The 15,476-nt window shown below is 65.5% G+C and carries 15 protein-coding genes; 5 read left to right on the top strand and 10 right to left on the bottom strand.

Going from position 1 to position 15,476, the window contains the following annotated elements:
• Positions 1-204: 204 nt before the first annotated feature.
• Complete coding sequence (locus ACVWZ5_RS09215; protein WP_096048498.1) at positions 205-918, top strand: UTRA domain-containing protein; 714 nt, start codon at positions 205-207, stop codon at positions 916-918.
• 15 nt (positions 919-933) lie between these two features.
• Here ACVWZ5_RS09215 and ACVWZ5_RS09220 read toward each other — a convergent pair whose 3' ends face one another.
• The 7 genes from ACVWZ5_RS09220 to minC all read right to left on the bottom strand — a co-directional run bounded on the left by ACVWZ5_RS09220 (position 934) and on the right by minC (position 7,502).
• Positions 934-3,090, bottom strand: coding sequence for a mechanosensitive ion channel domain-containing protein (locus ACVWZ5_RS09220; protein ID WP_457340573.1), 2,157 nt, complete (start codon positions 3,088-3,090; stop codon positions 934-936).
• Between the two features lie 44 nt (positions 3,091-3,134).
• Positions 3,135-3,305, bottom strand: a complete 171-nt coding sequence (locus ACVWZ5_RS09225; protein WP_167388396.1) for a hypothetical protein — start codon at positions 3,303-3,305, stop codon at positions 3,135-3,137.
• A gap of 140 nt (positions 3,306-3,445) precedes the next feature.
• Positions 3,446-4,735 carry a M18 family aminopeptidase gene (locus ACVWZ5_RS09230; protein WP_028690868.1) on the bottom strand — a complete coding sequence of 430 codons (1,290 nt, stop codon included), beginning with the start codon at positions 4,733-4,735 and terminating at the stop codon, positions 3,446-3,448.
• A 90-nt stretch (positions 4,736-4,825) separates the two neighbouring features.
• Positions 4,826-5,461: an RluA family pseudouridine synthase gene (locus ACVWZ5_RS09235; protein WP_084941741.1), complete on the bottom strand. Its 636-nt coding sequence runs from the start codon at positions 5,459-5,461 to the stop codon at positions 4,826-4,828.
• 112 nt (positions 5,462-5,573) lie between these two features.
• Positions 5,574-5,828 carry a cell division topological specificity factor MinE gene (gene minE, locus ACVWZ5_RS09240; protein WP_011532731.1) on the bottom strand — a complete coding sequence of 85 codons (255 nt, stop codon included), beginning with the start codon at positions 5,826-5,828 and terminating at the stop codon, positions 5,574-5,576.
• 3 nt (positions 5,829-5,831) lie between these two features.
• Positions 5,832-6,644, bottom strand: coding sequence for a septum site-determining protein MinD (minD, locus tag ACVWZ5_RS09245; protein WP_028690866.1), 813 nt, complete (start codon positions 6,642-6,644; stop codon positions 5,832-5,834).
• A gap of 96 nt (positions 6,645-6,740) precedes the next feature.
• Positions 6,741-7,502, bottom strand: coding sequence for a septum site-determining protein MinC (gene minC / locus ACVWZ5_RS09250; protein WP_028690865.1), 762 nt, complete (start codon positions 7,500-7,502; stop codon positions 6,741-6,743).
• A gap of 100 nt (positions 7,503-7,602) precedes the next feature.
• Between minC and ACVWZ5_RS09255 the strand changes: the two genes are divergently transcribed.
• Together ACVWZ5_RS09255 and ACVWZ5_RS09260 are read left to right on the top strand one after the other, a co-directional pair.
• On the top strand, positions 7,603-8,538 hold the full coding sequence (locus tag ACVWZ5_RS09255; RefSeq protein WP_062573171.1) for a lipid A biosynthesis lauroyl acyltransferase: 936 nt from the start codon (positions 7,603-7,605) through the stop codon (positions 8,536-8,538).
• Between the two features lie 75 nt (positions 8,539-8,613).
• Positions 8,614-9,762 carry a patatin-like phospholipase family protein gene (locus ACVWZ5_RS09260; RefSeq protein ID WP_028690863.1) on the top strand — a complete coding sequence of 383 codons (1,149 nt, stop codon included), beginning with the start codon at positions 8,614-8,616 and terminating at the stop codon, positions 9,760-9,762.
• A 139-nt stretch (positions 9,763-9,901) separates the two neighbouring features.
• Here ACVWZ5_RS09260 and ACVWZ5_RS09265 read toward each other — a convergent pair whose 3' ends face one another.
• Both ACVWZ5_RS09265 and ACVWZ5_RS09270 read right to left on the bottom strand, forming a co-directional pair.
• Positions 9,902-10,717 (bottom strand): MlaA family lipoprotein, encoded by an 816-nt coding sequence (locus ACVWZ5_RS09265; RefSeq protein ID WP_050704582.1) that lies wholly within the window; start codon positions 10,715-10,717, stop codon positions 9,902-9,904.
• Positions 10,710-12,008 (bottom strand): alpha/beta fold hydrolase family protein, encoded by a 1,299-nt coding sequence (locus tag ACVWZ5_RS09270; protein WP_084941742.1) that lies wholly within the window; start codon positions 12,006-12,008, stop codon positions 10,710-10,712. Before ACVWZ5_RS09270 ends, ACVWZ5_RS09265 begins: the two co-directional genes overlap by 8 nt.
• Before the next feature lie 218 nt (positions 12,009-12,226).
• On the opposite strand from ACVWZ5_RS09270, the gene ACVWZ5_RS09275 reads away from it, so the two are divergent.
• Positions 12,227-12,595, top strand: coding sequence for a hypothetical protein (locus ACVWZ5_RS09275; RefSeq protein WP_062575688.1), 369 nt, complete (start codon positions 12,227-12,229; stop codon positions 12,593-12,595).
• A gap of 88 nt (positions 12,596-12,683) precedes the next feature.
• Here the strand turns inward: ACVWZ5_RS09275 and ACVWZ5_RS09280 are convergent, their stop codons facing one another.
• Entirely contained in the window at positions 12,684-14,231 is a 1,548-nt protein-coding gene (locus tag ACVWZ5_RS09280; protein ID WP_084941743.1) for a glycoside hydrolase family 17 protein, read from the bottom strand.
• A 216-nt stretch (positions 14,232-14,447) separates the two neighbouring features.
• On the opposite strand from ACVWZ5_RS09280, the gene ACVWZ5_RS09285 reads away from it, so the two are divergent.
• A complete protein-coding gene (locus ACVWZ5_RS09285) occupies positions 14,448-15,308 on the top strand; it encodes a glycine betaine ABC transporter substrate-binding protein (RefSeq protein WP_084941744.1) in 861 nt (286 codons plus the stop codon).
• The last annotated feature ends 168 nt before the right edge of the window (positions 15,309-15,476 follow it).

Genomic DNA, 15,476 nt, shown 5'->3' on the forward strand with positions numbered 1-15,476 from the left:
AGAAGAAGGTGCGGGTGGCAGGCCGATGGCTCTCGGGATACAGCGTAGACCACATCGAAAGCCTTGAATCGCGTGGCCTGGCCCGGATCTGGCAAGTCCCTGGGCGAGGCTTTGTCACAGGATGTTCATCAGCCTTGCCTAGGCTTGTAGCCATCGCCACATGCCCCTTTATGGGGCTGGACTAGTCCAGATAGGTAACCTTTGATGCAAGCGACGCCACCGCGCGCGGTAACAGCCATCTGCCATGCCCTGCAGGAGCAGATCGAACACGGCCTGCTGGCCCCCGGCGGCAAGCTGCCGGCCGAGCGTCGGCTCAGCGAAGTGTTCGACACCACGCGCATCACCCTGCGCGAGGCACTGGTGCAGCTGGAGGCCCAAGGGCTGATCTACCGCGAGGAGCGCCGTGGCTGGTTCGTCGCGCCCGAGCGTCTGACCTACGACCTGATCGAGCGCAGCCACTTCCATGCGATGGTGCGCGACCAGGGGCGGGTGCCGAGCACCGAGTTGCTGTCGGCACGCCTGCAACCGGCCTCGGCGGCGATCTGCGCGCGCCTGCGCCTGCCGGCGTTGTCCAGCGTGGTGCGGATCTGCCGTTTGCGGCGTATCGATGGGCGGGCGGTGCTGTACGCCGAGCACTATCTCAACCCGTGCTACTTCCCGGGGATCCTCGAGCTGGACCTGGCCCGGTCGCTGACCGAGATCTATGCGCGGGAGTACGCCATTCACTATGGGCAGGTGTGCTTCGAGATCCTGCCGACCGCGTTGCCAGTGGCGGCGGCAGGGGCGCTGAAGGTCTCGACGGGCAGCCCGGGCTTGCACATCACCCGGGTCAACAGCGACCAGCATGGGCATCTGATCGACTGTGACCTGGAATACTGGCGGCACGATGCGATCCGCATCCGCGCCGAGGCGGGTTAGGGGCGCGAAGCGGCCCTAACTGCTAGCGCCTCCGGTCTCAGTCATGCCGCCACCGCCAGCCGTCACCACCTGCACTGACAGCCGTGGCGTCGCCAGGTCCAGACCGGCTTCATCGAGCTGCCGCTTCAAGGCCAGGTTGAACGCCCGCGACACCTCCCACTGCTTGATCGGCGCGGTCTTGAACCGCGCCCGCAGGATCGCCGAGCCCGACTCGAAGCTCTCCACCCCCTGCAACTCCAGCGGCGACCAGATGTTGCGGCGCATCAGCGGGTCGTTGCGCAGCTTATGGCCCACTTCGCGGATCAGCGTGATGGCCTGGTCGATGTTCATGCTGTGCGGGATGGCCACGCGGAAGATCGCGTAGCCGAACTCCCGCGAGTAGTTCTTGATGCTCTTGATCTCGCTGAACGGGATGGTGTGCACGATGCCGTCGATGTCCCGCAGGCGCACGGTACGGATGGTCAGGCCTTCGACCGTGCCCAGGTGGCCGCCGACGTCGACGTAGTCGTCGATGGCCAGCGAGTCCTCGATGATGATGAACAGCCCGGTGATCAGGTCGGCCACCAGAGACTGGGCGCCGAAACCGATGGCCAGGCCGATGACGCCGGCACCGGCCAGCAGCGGGGTGACGTTCATGCCCATGTTGGCCAGGGCGACGATCACCGCGATGATGAAGATCACCACGAACATCACGTTGCGGATCAAGGGCATCATGGTCTGTGCCCGGGCGTTGGCCAGTCCGCGGCGCGAGCGCACCAGGGCATGGTGCACGGCGGTGTCGGCGAGGATCCACACCAGCCAGGCGACGATCAGCGTGCCGGCCAGGCCCAGCAGGCGCAGGCTCACTTCATGGCCGTCGCCCTCGGCGAAGCTGATCATCGAGCGGCCCCAGACGCGCAGGCCCAGCTCGATGAACACCAGCCAGATGAACAGGTGCACCAGCACGTAGCCGAAGTTGCGCAGGCGTTCGGTGTAGACCGCCTGGCGCATGTTGGCGCGCCGGGGTTTGGCGGCGTGGCGCCGCACCAGACCGTTGAGCACCATGCACACCACTACCAGCACCGTGCACATCAGCGACTGGCGCAGGGCAGTGCTGGTGTCGCCGGCAGAAACGAAGGTGGCGAACAGCGAGATCGCCACCAGGATCAGCGCCGGGAGGTACCAGAAACTGCCGAGCAGCTCGATGGTGTCGCTCAGGGTGCGCCGGGTCAGGCGTCGGGACAGGGGCTGGTTGCGGATCAGGTGGGCGATCGGGCGGCGAAAGCGCAGGATGAACAGCCCGGTGCACAGCGCCGCGACGACATTGGCCAGGGTGGCCAGGGCGTGGGCCAGGTGGCTGCCCAGGGCAGTGGTCAGGCGTGGGTCGCTCATCGCCTCGCCGAACGCGGCGAAGCTGCCGATCAGCCACAGCGGGCGGAACGCCTGGTGCCGCAGGATATGCAGGGCGCGGTGGCGATGCGGGCCGTCGAGCAGCGAGAAAGCGATCACGCAGATCGCCGAGAACAGTGTGCCGACCACCAGTGCGTAGGCCAGCACCATGGCCATCGACTTGCCCAGCGAGGAGGGCAGGGCGAAGCTCAGGTACACGGTGAACACCAGCGCCACCAGCCACGGTCCCAGCTTGCGCAGGGCGAAGCGCACCAGGTCCCAGGTACGCGGGTGCTGGGGCAGTTCCTCGGTCAGGCCGAAGCGCAGGCGCACGCGGTGGCCGATCCAGTTGAAGGTGTAGGCCAGCAGGCTCCAGACCAGGATCACCCCGGCAAAGCCGAACAGGATCGCCGGCCACTGGTGCACCGGCACCACCAGCGCGGCCAACTCATCCTGCGCCTGGTCGATTTCCAGCGACCAGCGCTTGAACGGACTGGCATCGCCGCTGAACTGCTGCTCGAAATCGTGCAGGGCGCCACCGATCAGGCCGAGCACGCCCTGTTCGACCGTGGGTTGCGATTGTTTGCTGGCGTCGCGCAGCTTCTTCAGGTCGGCCAGCAGCTTGGCCCGTTGCTGGTCGTTCTCCAGGCTCTTGATCACCTCGTCCAGCGACTTGCCCAGCGGTTCGCTGGCTTCGGGCTGGGCGGGTGTGCTGGAACCGAGCAGGCCCGGCAGGCCGGCGGCGTGCACCGGGGTGATGAACAGCAGGAACAGCAGCGTGATGCAACGCAGGAGGGCTGGCACCGGAAACTCTACCTCAGGTCAAACGTTTGCCCGAGTGTAGTGGTTTACGACGGCAGTTTCTCGAGGATCTTCCAGCAGGTAAGGCCGAAAATGCCGAGGGTGCCGATCCACATCATCAACACGCCGACATTGCGCTCGCGCAGGCTGAAGCCGATGGTCAGCAGCATCAGGAACAGGAACACCGGCACGAACAGGGACAGGAACGGCGATGACATGAACAGCATCCTTCTGTTTTGGGGGCCATGTATCAAGCATAGCGCTTTGCAAGCGAGGCGGATTGACCGGGGGCAGGCGGTGGGCAAGGCGCATCGGCACACCGCCGCTCCCACGGGTCCGCGTGGGAGCGGGTTGGCCGTCAGGGCAGTTCGCGGCTGCGGTAGAAGGCGCTGAGCACCTTCACCAGGTGCGCCAGGTCATGGCTGCCGCACAGTTCGCGAATCGAGTGCATGGCGAAGGTCGGCAGGCCGATGTCGACCGTGCGCACGCCCAGGTGGCTGGCGGTGATCGGGCCGATGGTCGAGCCGCAGCCCATGTCACTGCGCACCACGAAGCTCTGCACCGGCACTTCCTCGGCCATGCACAGGTGGCGGAAGAACCCGGCGGTTTCGCTGTTGGTGGCGTAGCGCTGGTTGTTGTTGACCTTGATCACCGGGCCGGCGTTGAGCTTGGGCCCGTGGTTGCCGTCGTGCTTGTCGGCGTAGTTGGGGTGCACGCCGTGGGCGTTGTCGGCCGAGACCATCAGCGAGCGCTGGATGGTGCGCACGTAGTCGTCGCCTTCGGGCAGCAGGCGTTGCAGGGTCTGCTCGAGCATGGGGCCGTCGGCGCCGCAGGCCGAGCAGGAGCCGACTTCCTCGTGGTCGTTGCACACCAGCACGCAGGTCTCGTCGCTGTCGGCACCCAGCAAGGCCTGCAGGCCGGCATAGCATGACAGCAGGTTGTCCAGGCGGGCGGCGGCGATGAAGTCGCCGTTCAGGCCAATCAACGCGGCGTCCTGGGTGTCGTAGAAGCTCAGCTCGTAGTCGAGCACCACGTCGGCGTTGAGGTCGTGCTCGCGGGCCAGTTGCTCGGTGAGCAGGGCGCGGAAGTCGACGCGCTCGTCGCCGGCCACCTGGGCCAGGATCGGTGGCAGCTCGGTCTGCGGGTTGATCTGCCAGCCTTCGTTGGCGGTGCGATTGAGGTGGATCGCCAGGTTGGGGATTACGGCGATCGGCAGCTTGAAGTCGATCAGCTGGCTTTCCACCTTGCCATCACGGCGGAAGGTGACCCGGCCGGCCAGCGACAGGTCGCGGTCGAACCAAGGGGCAAGCAGGGCGCCGCCGTACACTTCCACGCCCAGTTGCAGGAAGCCCTGGCGTTGCAGCTCGGGCTGCGGCTTGACCCGCAGGCATGGGCTGTCGGTGTGGGCGCCGACCATGCGGATGCCGCCCAACAGCGGCGAGAGCTTGCCGAGCTTGATGGCGATGATCGAGGAATCGTTGCGGGTCACGTAGTAGCGACCACCGGGCACGGTGGCCCAGCTGTCGCGTTCGTCCAGACGCTGGTAGCCGGCGGCCTCGAGGCGCTGCGCGAGGCTGGCGGTGGCATGGAACGGCGTCGGGGAGGCCTTGAGGAATTCGATCAGGCCGGCATTCAGGGCATCGCGCATAAGTCACTCCAGACAGCAGTGGCGCGAGTTTAGCGTAATTGCTCGAAAATTTGTGCCGGCCCTGTTGCTGGCACTATACGGCTTGAGTAATCAGAACGGCGCCGGACACTCGAACTTCAGGCGTTCGCCAGATACCGGGTGGGTGAAGCTCAGCATCGACGCATGCAGGCACAGCCGCTCATGGGCCGCCAGCGCCTCGGGGTTGGCGTACAACCGGTCGCCCAGCAGCGGGTGGCCGATCGACAGCATGTGCACGCGCAACTGGTGCGAGCGCCCGGTGATCGGCGTCAGCTCGACCCGGCAATGATCGCCGCAGCGTTCGACGATGCGCCAGAAGGTCAGGGCGTGCTTGCCCTGTTCGTGGTCGACCACATGGCGCGGTTTGGTCGGCGGGTCGTAGCGCAGCGGCAGGTCGATGCTGCCGCTGTCCAGGGTCGGTTGGCCCCAGCACAGCGCGGTATAGGCCTTTTCGGTCTCGCGGTCGTGGAACTGGCGCGACAGCTCGCGGTGGCTGTCGGCGTCGCGGGCGAGCAGGATGATCCCCGAGGTTTCCCAGTCCAGGCGGTGGACGATCAGGGCATCCGGGTAGCCGTTTTCCTGCAGGCGGGTGATCAGGCAGTCCTTGTTGTCCTCGGCGCGGCCCGGCACCGACAACAGCAGGGTCGGCTTGTTGATCACCAGGATGGCGGCGTCTTCGTGAAGGATCTGGATGTTCGACAGCGGCATGTTCAGGTGTTCTCTGCAAAGCATTGTGGGAGCGGGCTTGCACCGCGATGGCCATTGGAGGCAATCGCGGGGCAAGCCCGCTCCCACAAGGTAACCCTGAGCTACTGAAAGATCAGCGCTCGGGCAGGGTGATGTTCAGCTCCAGGATCGAGCAGCTGCCCTGGTTCTCCAGCGCCACCTGCACATCGTCGTTGCCGATGTTGACGTACTTGCGGATCACCTCGACCAGCTCTTTCTGCAGGGCGGGCAGGTAGTCCGGGGTGCTGCGCTGGCCGCGCTCGTGCGCCACGATGATCTGTAGACGCTCTTTCGCTACCGACGCGCTGGTCTGTTTCTGTCTGCCACGAAAGAAGTCAAAAAGGTTCATGGTTTACTTGCCTCCAAACAGACGCGCGAAGAATCCTTGCTTCTGCACGTCGATGAACCGCAGGGGCTTCTCTTTGCCCAGCAGACGGTCGACGGTGTCACTGTACGCCTGGCCGGCATCGCTCTGGTCGTCAAGGATGACCGGGATGCCCTGGTTGGAGGCCTTGAGAACGGCTTGCGACTCGGGAATCACACCCTTGAGCTTGATCGCCAGGATCTCTTCGACGTCGGCGATGCTGAGCATTTCGCCCTTCTCGACGCGCTCGGGGTGGTAACGGGTGATCAGCAGGTGTTCCTTGATCGGCTCCTCGCCGTTCTCGGAGCGGCGCGACTTGCTCGACAGGATGCCCAGCATGCGGTCGGAGTCGCGTACCGAGGACACCTCGGGGTTGGTCACGACGATGGCTTCGTCGGCGAAGTACATCGCCAGGTGCGCGCCTTTCTCGATACCGGCCGGCGAGTCGCAGATGACGTAGTCGAAGGTTTCCTTCAGCTCCATCAGGACCTTTTCCACGCCTTCCTGGGTCAGGGCGTCCTTGTCGCGGGTCTGGCTGGCGGCCAGCACGAACAGGTTCTCCAGGCGCTTGTCCTTGATCAGGGCCTGCTGCAGGTTGGCCTCGCCGTTGACCACGTTGACGAAGTCGTACACCACGCGGCGCTCGCAGCCCATGATCAGGTCGAGGTTACGCAGGCCGACGTCGAAGTCGACGATGACAGTCTTGTAGCCGCGCAGTGCGAGGCCGGTACCGATGGCGGCGCTGGTGGTGGTCTTGCCCACACCCCCCTTGCCGGAAGTGACGACGAGAATCTTGGCCAAGGTGTTTCACCCCTAAATAAACGGGACGCGTGTCCCTGCAAATACAAAAAACGGCAACGGGAAAAAAGTTGCGCTAAAAATGCCGGCAAGTATCCGTTAAAGACGGGTGATGTTCAACACGTCGCCGGACAGGCTGACCTGCACGCCCGAGCCCCACAGCGGGTCGCGGCGCAGGTCTTCGCACACTTTGTACTGGCCGGCGATGGAGACCATTTCCGCGGTCATCTGCTGGCAGAAGATGCGCGCCTTGGTGTTGCCCTTGATACCGGCCAGGGCGCGGCCGCGCATGGCGCCGTACACATGGATGTTGCCATCGGCGAGAAGTTCCGCGCCGGGGCTGACCGAGCCTGTCACCACCAGGTCGCCGCCCTGGGCGTAGATCTGCTGGCCGCCGCGCACCGGCGAGGTGATGATGCGGGTCGGGCGCACCTCGGGTTCGGCCGGCGCCGGTGGCGGAGCTGGCGCGGGTTCGGGCTTCTTCGCTTCCGGTTCGGGCTCGAGCGGGCGTTCACGGGCACCCGACGGCGGCAGCACCGGCAGGTCGATGGCGATCGCCGCGGCGATGTCCTCGATGCGGCTGGCGCGGATCGCCAGGGTGCGCAGGCCATGGTGACGGCACACGCGCATCAGCCCGGGCAGGTCGATGGCGCCCGAGTCATGGGGCAGCTTGTCCAGGGCCAGCACCAGCGGGGTGTTGCTGAAGAAATTCGGCGCCTGCGCCACCTTCGCCGCCAGCTGGCGGTCGAGGGATTCGAGGTCGTTGCGCGCCAGTTCCAGCACGGTGATGGCAAGCATGCTGCCCTTGAGCTGGAACACGGGGGCGTTGTCGGGTGTCTGGTTGGGGCTCATGGTCTGCATAGACGGCTTGTTGCGAAAAAAGTGCCCTGACTTATAGCGATAAGACCGATTGCCCGCAACCGATGTAGAATGCCGGGCTCATGTCTTGCCGGAAGCTTCAATGGAACGCCCGCGTTTTCGATCCTCTTTCCTCCACCCGCGATTCTGGGGGCTGTGGCTTGGCCTGGGCCTGCTGTGGCTGGTCGCCCAACTGCCGTACCGTGCCCTGCTGGGCCTGGGCCGCGCCCTGGGCGCGGTGATGTACCGGGTAGCCGGCGAGCGCCGGCGCATTGCCGCGCGCAACCTCGAGCTGTGTTTCCCCGAACTGTCCGGCGACGAACGGCAATATCTGCTCAAGGAAAACTTCGCCTCCACCGGCATCGCCTTCTTCGAGATGGCCATGAGCTGGTGGTGGCCAAAGGCCCGGCTGGCGCGCCTGGCCCACATCGAGGGCATCGAGCACCTGCAGGCCGCCCAGCGCGAAGGCGAGGGCGCCATCCTCATGGCCGTGCACTTTACCACCCTGGAGATCGGCGCCGCGCTGCTGGGGCAGGCCCACACCATCGACGGCATGTACCGCGAGCACGGCAACCCGGTGTTCGACTTCGTCCAGCGCCGCGGTCGCGAGCGCCACAACCTCGATTCACTGGCCGTGGAGCGCGACGACGTGCGCGGGATGCTCAAGCTGCTGCGCAAGGGCCGGGCGATCTGGTACGCGCCGGACCAGGACTATGGCATCAAGCAGAGTATCTTCGTGCCGCTGTTCGGCATTCCCGCGGCCACCGTCACCGCCACCACCAAGTTCGCCCGGCTGGGCAAGGCCCGGGTGATTCCGTTCACCCAGCGGCGCCTGGAGGACGGCAGCGGCTATCGTCTGGTGGTGCATCCGCCGCTCGCTGACTTTCCCGGCGAAACCGAGGAGGCCGACTGCCTGCGCATCAACCAGTGGGTAGAGGGCGTGCTGCGCGAGTGCCCGGAGCAGTACCTGTGGGCGCACCGGCGCTTCAAGTCGCGGCCCGAGGGCGAGCCACGGCTGTACGACAAGAAGAAAAAATGACACTGGGGCCGCGTGGTAGCGGGCTGGCCCCGCGATAGGACGGTCACTGGCAAGCACTGATTCCAGGGAGGAGCAATGACCTCAACCACCGGCCTGATCCTCTCCGGCGGCGGTGCCCGCGCGGCCTACCAGGTCGGCGTGCTGGCCGGTATCGCCGAGCTGCTGCCCCCTGGGGCGGCCAATCCCTTCCCGGTGATCGTCGGCACCTCCGCTGGCGCGATCAATGCCGTCAAGCTGGCCAGCGGGGCTACCCGCTTCGCCGAATCGGTGCAGCACCTGACCGCCTTCTGGCAGAACTTTCGCAGCCACCTGGTGCTGCGCAGCGACTGGCCCGGGGTGATCCGCCAGGCCAGCCGCTTCGTCGGCCACAGCCTGCTGGGGCTCGGCGGCCAGGTGCCGGTGGCGCTGCTCGACAGTCGCCCGCTGCGCCGCCTGCTGCATGAGCACCTGGACCTGGACGGCATCGCCCACTCCCTGGCGGCCAATCAGTTGCGCGCCATTGCCGTGACCGCCTTTGGCTACGAGTCCGGCCAGGCGGTGACCTTCTACCAGGGCCGCGACACCATCGAGCCCTGGCTGCGCCACCGGCGCATCGGCATGCCCACGCCGTTGACCATCGACCACCTGCTGGCCAGCTCGGCGATCCCGCTGTTGTTCGCGCCGGTGCGCCTGGGCGATGAGTTCTTCGGAGATGGCGCGGTGCGCCAGTCGGCGCCGATCAGCCCGGCGCTGCACCTGGGCGCCAGCCGCGTGCTGGTGGTCGGCGTCAGTGGCAACCCCCAGCGCCCGGCGCCGCCCTTGCCCACCCAGCGCGTGTTCAGCGGCCAGCAGCCGAGCCTGGCGCAGATCGGCGGGCATATGCTCAACAGCACGTTCATCGACAGTCTCGAGGACGATATCGAGTTGCTGCAGCGGCTCAACCATCTCAGCCACCTGATGCCGGCGCACCTGGACGCCCGGCGCCTGGGGCTGGCGCCGATCGAGGTGCTGGTGGTGGCGCCCAGCCAGCCGCTGGACGAGATCGCCGCCCGTCATCGGCGCGAGCTGCCAGCGGCGCTGAGGCTTTTCCTGCGTGGGCCTGGCGCTACCAAGACCAGCGGGGCGGGGGTGCTGAGCTACCTGCTGTTCGAGGCGAGCTATTGCAGCGAGCTGATCGAGCTGGGGCGCAAGGATGCGTTGGCCAAGAAGCGGGAGCTGTGTCAGTTCCTCGGACTGCCTGGCTGAACACTCCTGTGGGAGCGGCCTTGCGTCGCGATAGGGCTGCGAAGCAGCCCCAGGATGTGTGCCCGGCTCAAGATTGCCGGGCCCGCTTGCGGCCCTTTCCGACCGGTCCGACGCCTCGGCAAGGCCGCTCCCACAGCGCTTATTCGGCGATCTGCAACTTGCGCGCCTGGGTATACACGTACCGTAGCTTCTCGTATTCGAACGGCGAGTTGGTCTGCCCGTAGCGGAAGTTGGTGGTGTAGCGCTTGTCCACCGCCCGCAGCACGGTGAGCTCCGGGTGGTCGCTGGCGGTGTCGGGCACGTTCAGGTAGTTGATCTCCTTCTCCCCCACGTAGTCGACCACCAGTCCGGTGGTATCGCGCAGGTTCGATGGCCCGAGGATCGGCAGCATCAGGTATGGCCCGTCCGGTACCCCGTAGAAGCCCAGGGTCTGGCCGAAGTCCTCGCTCTGGCGGGGCAGCCCCATCTTGGTCGCCGGGTCCCACAGGCCGCCGACACCGATGATGGTGTTGAACATCAGCCGCGCGGTGATTTCCGCTGAACGCTTGGGCTTGAGCTGCAGCACGCTGTTGAACAGGTTGGGCACATCACCCAGGTTGTTGAAGAAATTGCTCACCCCGGTGCGCACGAAACCGGGCGTGACATAGCGGTAGCCGTCGACCACTGGCAGGAATACCCACTGGTCGAAGCGGTAGTTGAAGTGGTAGATGCGCCGGTTCAGCGACTCCAGCGGATCGTAGATGTTCAGCGCGGCCAGGGTCGAGCGTTCGAACTCGCGCTGGTCCAGGCCGGGGTTGAACTTGAGTTCGCGCAGCGGATCGACGAAGCCGTCGGCCTCCACGGTCAGGGTTTCGGTCTTGTCGGCCTCGACCACGCTGGCACGCGGCGCGACTTCCTCGGCCAGGGCGCAGCCGCTGGCGAGCAGGGCGGTGACGAGCAGCAGTCTGTTAACCACGGAAGAACTCCAGCATGGCGTCGCTGTTGACGCGGTAGTTGAGGTTGCCGCAATGGCCGCCATGGGGGTAGAGCGTCAGCCGTTCGCCGAACACCCGGCGCAGGAAACCGATGTCGCCGGGGCCGAGGATCACGTCGTCGGCGTTGTGCATCACGGCGATCTTGGGGCTGGCGCGCAGGTAGTCCTCCAGCGCGTACAGGCTCACCTGGTCGACCAGTTGCAGCAGGCTGTTGCCATCGGTGCGCGCTCGCCACATGGGAATCACCTGCTCGGTCAGGTAGCAGTCGAAGTCGCATTGCAGCGCCCGTTTGAAGAAGGGCTCCAGGCTGCTGCCCTCGGTAATCGGGAACTTAGGCGGAATGATCAGGCCGCGGCGATTGATCAGGTCGGAGGTGAAGGCAATGTCGGCGGCCGAGAAGCGGAACGAAGTGCCGATGAGCATGGCCATCTGTTCGTTGGACAGGTGCTCCCGCGATTTCTGGAAGTCATACAGCAGCGCTTCGTTGAGGTCGATGTAGCCCTTGTCCTGGAAATAACGGGTGAGTTTCTCCAGCATCAACTCATAGAAGGTGGTGCTGCGGTCGATGCCCTTGACCCGGGTCTGCACCAGCTTGTCCAGGTTGGTGATCGAGGTGTACAGGTTGACCGGCGGGTTGAGCAGCAGCACGCGCTTGAAGTTGAAGCTCTGGCGGGTTTCGTCGAGCTTGCTGACGAACGCCGCGTCCAGCGCCCCGAGGCTGTAGCCGGTGAGGTAGTACTCGCTGACCGGCAGGTGTGCCTGCTGGGCGCGCACCGCCTGCATGACCCGGTACAGGTCCTTGGCGTCCTCGCTGGTCACCCCGGGGGTGGCGAAGCGCGAAGCGGCGCTCATGAAGTCCCAGCTGGTCGGCGATGACAGCTGCACCACGTGGTAGCCGGCCTGGTAGAACAGTTTCTTCAGGTACTCGTTGATGCTGCTGGAGTAGGGCGCGCCGGTACCGGCGATCAGGAAGATCAACGGCGCCTTGTGGTCCTGCCTGGCCAGGCGGTAGCGCAGTTTCTTCACCGACCAGAAGTTGTCGGGCAGGGTGAACTCGCGCTCCGGGCGCAGGGTAAGGCTGTAGTCGGCCTGGTCGATATCGTCGTCACTGGGCAGCGTCGGGCGCTGTTCAGGCGGCGTGGTGGCGATGGTCGCCTCGAACGGGTTGGTCAACGGATAGCCGTAGCTCGCCGCGTCGATATCCCGCGCCGATGCGGCCGCAGCCATGAGCAGGCCGCCGAGCAGGGCGGCGAGGCGCAAAGATCGAAGCATTTATGTCCCCCAGGGAAAACGCAAGGTCGTGCAATACGCAGGCTAGGACCACGGCAAGTCGGACAAAGTTGCCCGTCGTCGTGTCGTTCGTCGCACAAGATGTTGCCGCGCCGGACAACGTTTGTCTTGTGCAACATAGCTGCAGGGCCATGATTTTGCCTTTCATCTCCCCACTGAGGGATCATGCAGCGTTTCCATTACCGCTGTTGGAGAATCGGATGTCTCGTACGTGGCCTCTTCTTGTACTGCTGGCGTGCCTGGGCCTGTGGCTTGCGGCCAGCTATGGCGTGCGTTATGGGTTGATGGAGGACGCCCGGTGGGTCGGGCTGTGCAGCGTGCCGGGAGAGGTATGGCAATGCCAGGCGCGTTCGCTGCTGGGCTTGGGGATACATTTCCAGGTCATTGCCTGGGGGGCATTGGGGTTGGCGTTGCTCAGCCAACTGACGCCTGGCCGAGGCGGGTGGTGGCTGGCGGCGCTGGCGCTGCTGTTCGGGATTCCGGCACTGGTGCTCTATACCGCGAGCATCGCGGTGTTTGCCGTGGTACTGGCGGGATTGCGGCTGGTGCGACGATCATCCGTTGCCTGACAGGGCCCTATCGCGGGGCAAGCCCGCTCCCACGTCGAGGCCAACGCCTTGTGTGAGCGTGGGAGCGGGCTTGCCCCGCGATGGGCCATCAGGCTTTGCGCAAGCTGCGCCACAACGCGCCAACCATCAACACGCTGACCACCGCCCAGCCCCATGCCTGTCGATTCGCCAACCCTTCCTGGAACAACTGCGGTGCCACTCCAGCGCCCACGATAAAGGCCAGCAACGCCACCTCCGCCCGCCGCGCCGGCACCGGCCGCAGCAGATAGACCACCGCCGGCAACAGCAACGCCGCGCTGGGGAAGCTGCGATAACGCGGGTCGAACACCATCGCCAGCATGCTCACTGCCGCGGCGAATCCCGCCGCCAGCAACCAGGTGCCCGCCTGCGCCTCGAGCCAGGTGAACAGCCGCTGGCGCCAGCCGTCTGGACGAGCCAGGGCCAGTGCGCCGTGGGCCAGCACCAACAGGTTCAAGCCGGCCAGGGCACCCGCCCACAGCCATTCCCCGACAAAGCGGGCATTGGTGCGCATCAGTTCCCCCCACAGCCCCAGGCTGCCGGCACCCAGGGCCGCCAGCAACGGCAGCAGCAGGGCGGCACGGTGGCTTGCCGGGCGCCCGGCCAGGGCCAGGGTAACCAGCATCAGCAACACGCTGGCCAGCAACCACTGCGGCCACAACGCCAGGTCGCTCACCGGCCCTTCGAGCACGCCCTTGTCCTGGCGGTCGGCATCGTACAGCCCCCAGTAGCCGCCCACGGCGCCTTCGCTGGCACGTTTCCAGGGCTGGTCGAATGCCTCGATCAGGTTGTAGCGCCAGCCGTTGGCTTCGGCCAAGGCGACGAAGCCGCGGATGAAACGCGCCTCGTTGACCCGGCTCGGTTCGGCGGTTTCGCGCTGGCGTCCTTCGCTGGGCCAGCCGGTCTCGCCGATCAGGACGTCCTTGGGCGCGAAGCGGTTGCCGAACACCTGGCGCACCTCGGCCACATGGGCCAGCGCCGCATCGATGCCACGCGGGTCGTCTTCCCAGTACGGCAACAGGTGGATGGTGAGGAAGTCCACCGCCGGTGCGATCTGCGGGTGTTGCAGCCAGAATTCCCAGACGTCGGCGTAGGTCACCGGCACCTTGACCTGGCTTTTCACTTTCTCGATCAGCCCGGCCAGGCGCTCGCCGGTGACTTCCTTGCGCAGCAGCGCCTCGTTGCCGACGATCACCGCGCTGACCACGTCGGGGTTGGCATTGGCCGCGGCGATAAGCAGTTCGACTTCCTTGTCGGTGTCCACCGGGTTGGCGTTGACCCAGGCGCCGAGCATCACCTTCAGGCCATGCTTGCGGGCCAGCGCCGGGATTGCCTCAAGGCCGGTCATCGAGTAGGTGCGGATGCACTGGAATCGCTCGCTCAGCAACGCCAGGTCGGCGTCCATGCGCGCCGGGCGCAGGCGAAACGGCTGGTCGAACGGCGACTGGTCCTTGTCGAAGGGGGTGTAGGACGCGCACTGCAGCTTGTGCGTCGGGCTCGCCGCATCAGGCAGGTGCACCGGCTTGCCGAGGCCGTACCAGAGCGCCCACAGCCCGCCAAGGGCGAGCAGGCAGGCGAGCAGGTACGCAGGCAGGAGCAGTCGGGTGTTACTGGGCATCGGGCAGTCCGTCGTCAAGCACAAAGGGCTAGATGATAGCCGCAAATGACCGGCGCCAAGCCTTTGGCATGCAAGGATCGCGCAGGTCGATCGAGTGCCATGGCGTTAATGGCACAGTGCTGTCGCTGATCGTTCGCTGGAGGTCGCTGACAGAGCAGGTCGTGCGCGGGGGCAGGTCGATGATGCTCTCTCCAAGACCTGACGAGGGATGCTTTGATGGCGACTTTTACAAGAGTACGACGTTTCCTGAGTGTGGGCGCCGCCCTGGTATTGACCATGAGCACTGCGCAGGCCATGGCCAAGGAAGTGAGCATCGGTTACGTGGATGGCTGGTCGGACAGCGTGGCCACCACCAACGTGGCCGCCGAAGTGATCAGGCAGAAACTTGGCTATGACGTGAAGCTGCAGGCCGTGGCCACCGGGATCATGTGGCAGGGCGTGGCCACCGGCAAGCTCGATGCCATGCTTTCGGCCTGGCTGCCGGTGACCCATGGCGAGTACTGGGCCAAGAACAAGGACAACGTCGTCGACTACGGGCCGAACTTCAAGGATGCCAAGATCGGCCTGATCGTCCCCGAGTACGTCAAGGCCAACAGCATCGCCGACCTCAAGACCGATGCCAGCTTCAAGAACAAGATCGTCGGCATCGATGCCGGCTCCGGGGTCATGCTCAAGACCGAGCAGGCCATCAAGGACTACGACCTGACCGGCTACAAACTGACGGCCAGTTCCGGCGCGGCGATGACCGCCGAGCTGGGCCGCTCCTACGCCAAGCAGCAGTCCATCGCCGTGACCGGCTGGGTGCCGCACTGGATGTTCGCCAAGTGGAAGCTTAAGTTCCTCGAGGATCCCAAGGGCGTGTACGGCGCCGCCGAGACGGTCAACAGCATCGGCAGCAAGGAACTGGCGAGCAAGGCGCCGGAAGTGGCCGAGTTCCTGAAGAAGTTCCAGTGGCAGTCCAAGGACGAGATCGGCGAAGTGATGCTGGCGATCCAGGAAGGCGCCAAGCCGGAGGCCGCGGCCAAGGACTGGCTGGCCAAGCATCCGGAGCGGGTCAAGGAGTGGACCGGCAAGTGATGGCTTGAGATGGGGCTGCTGTGCAGCCCTTTCGCCGGCAAGCCGGCTCCCGCAGTGTCGGCGCAGATCCCCTGTCGGAGCCGGCTTGTCGGCGAAAAGGGTGCGCAGCGTCCCCAGGATTTGTTACCGATCTTGCAAAACACCGTTGCATCTAAGACTAAGGTCGTC

This window comes from Pseudomonas sp. TE6283, from assembly GCF_054060555.1.

Coding starts and splice junctions, on each gene's coding strand:
- ACVWZ5_RS09275 (WP_062575688.1), top strand. CDS start 12,227: ATGTCTCGTACGTGGCCTCTTCTTGTACTGCTGGCGTGCCTGGGCCTG.
- ACVWZ5_RS09260 (WP_028690863.1), top strand. CDS start 8,614: ATGACCTCAACCACCGGCCTGATCCTCTCCGGCGGCGGTGCCCGCGCG.
- ACVWZ5_RS09255 (WP_062573171.1), top strand. CDS start 7,603: ATGGAACGCCCGCGTTTTCGATCCTCTTTCCTCCACCCGCGATTCTGG.
- minE (WP_011532731.1), bottom strand. CDS start 5,828: ATGAACCTTTTTGACTTCTTTCGTGGCAGACAGAAACAGACCAGCGCG.
- ACVWZ5_RS09280 (WP_084941743.1), bottom strand. CDS start 14,231: ATGCCCAGTAACACCCGACTGCTCCTGCCTGCGTACCTGCTCGCCTGC.
- ACVWZ5_RS09225 (WP_167388396.1), bottom strand. CDS start 3,305: ATGTCATCGCCGTTCCTGTCCCTGTTCGTGCCGGTGTTCCTGTTCCTG.
- ACVWZ5_RS09215 (WP_096048498.1), top strand. CDS start 205: ATGCAAGCGACGCCACCGCGCGCGGTAACAGCCATCTGCCATGCCCTG.
- ACVWZ5_RS09285 (WP_084941744.1), top strand. CDS start 14,448: ATGGCGACTTTTACAAGAGTACGACGTTTCCTGAGTGTGGGCGCCGCC.
- ACVWZ5_RS09235 (WP_084941741.1), bottom strand. CDS start 5,461: ATGCCGCTGTCGAACATCCAGATCCTTCACGAAGACGCCGCCATCCTG.
- minC (WP_028690865.1), bottom strand. CDS start 7,502: ATGCAGACCATGAGCCCCAACCAGACACCCGACAACGCCCCCGTGTTC.
- ACVWZ5_RS09270 (WP_084941742.1), bottom strand. CDS start 12,008: ATGCTTCGATCTTTGCGCCTCGCCGCCCTGCTCGGCGGCCTGCTCATG.
- ACVWZ5_RS09230 (WP_028690868.1), bottom strand. CDS start 4,735: ATGCGCGATGCCCTGAATGCCGGCCTGATCGAATTCCTCAAGGCCTCC.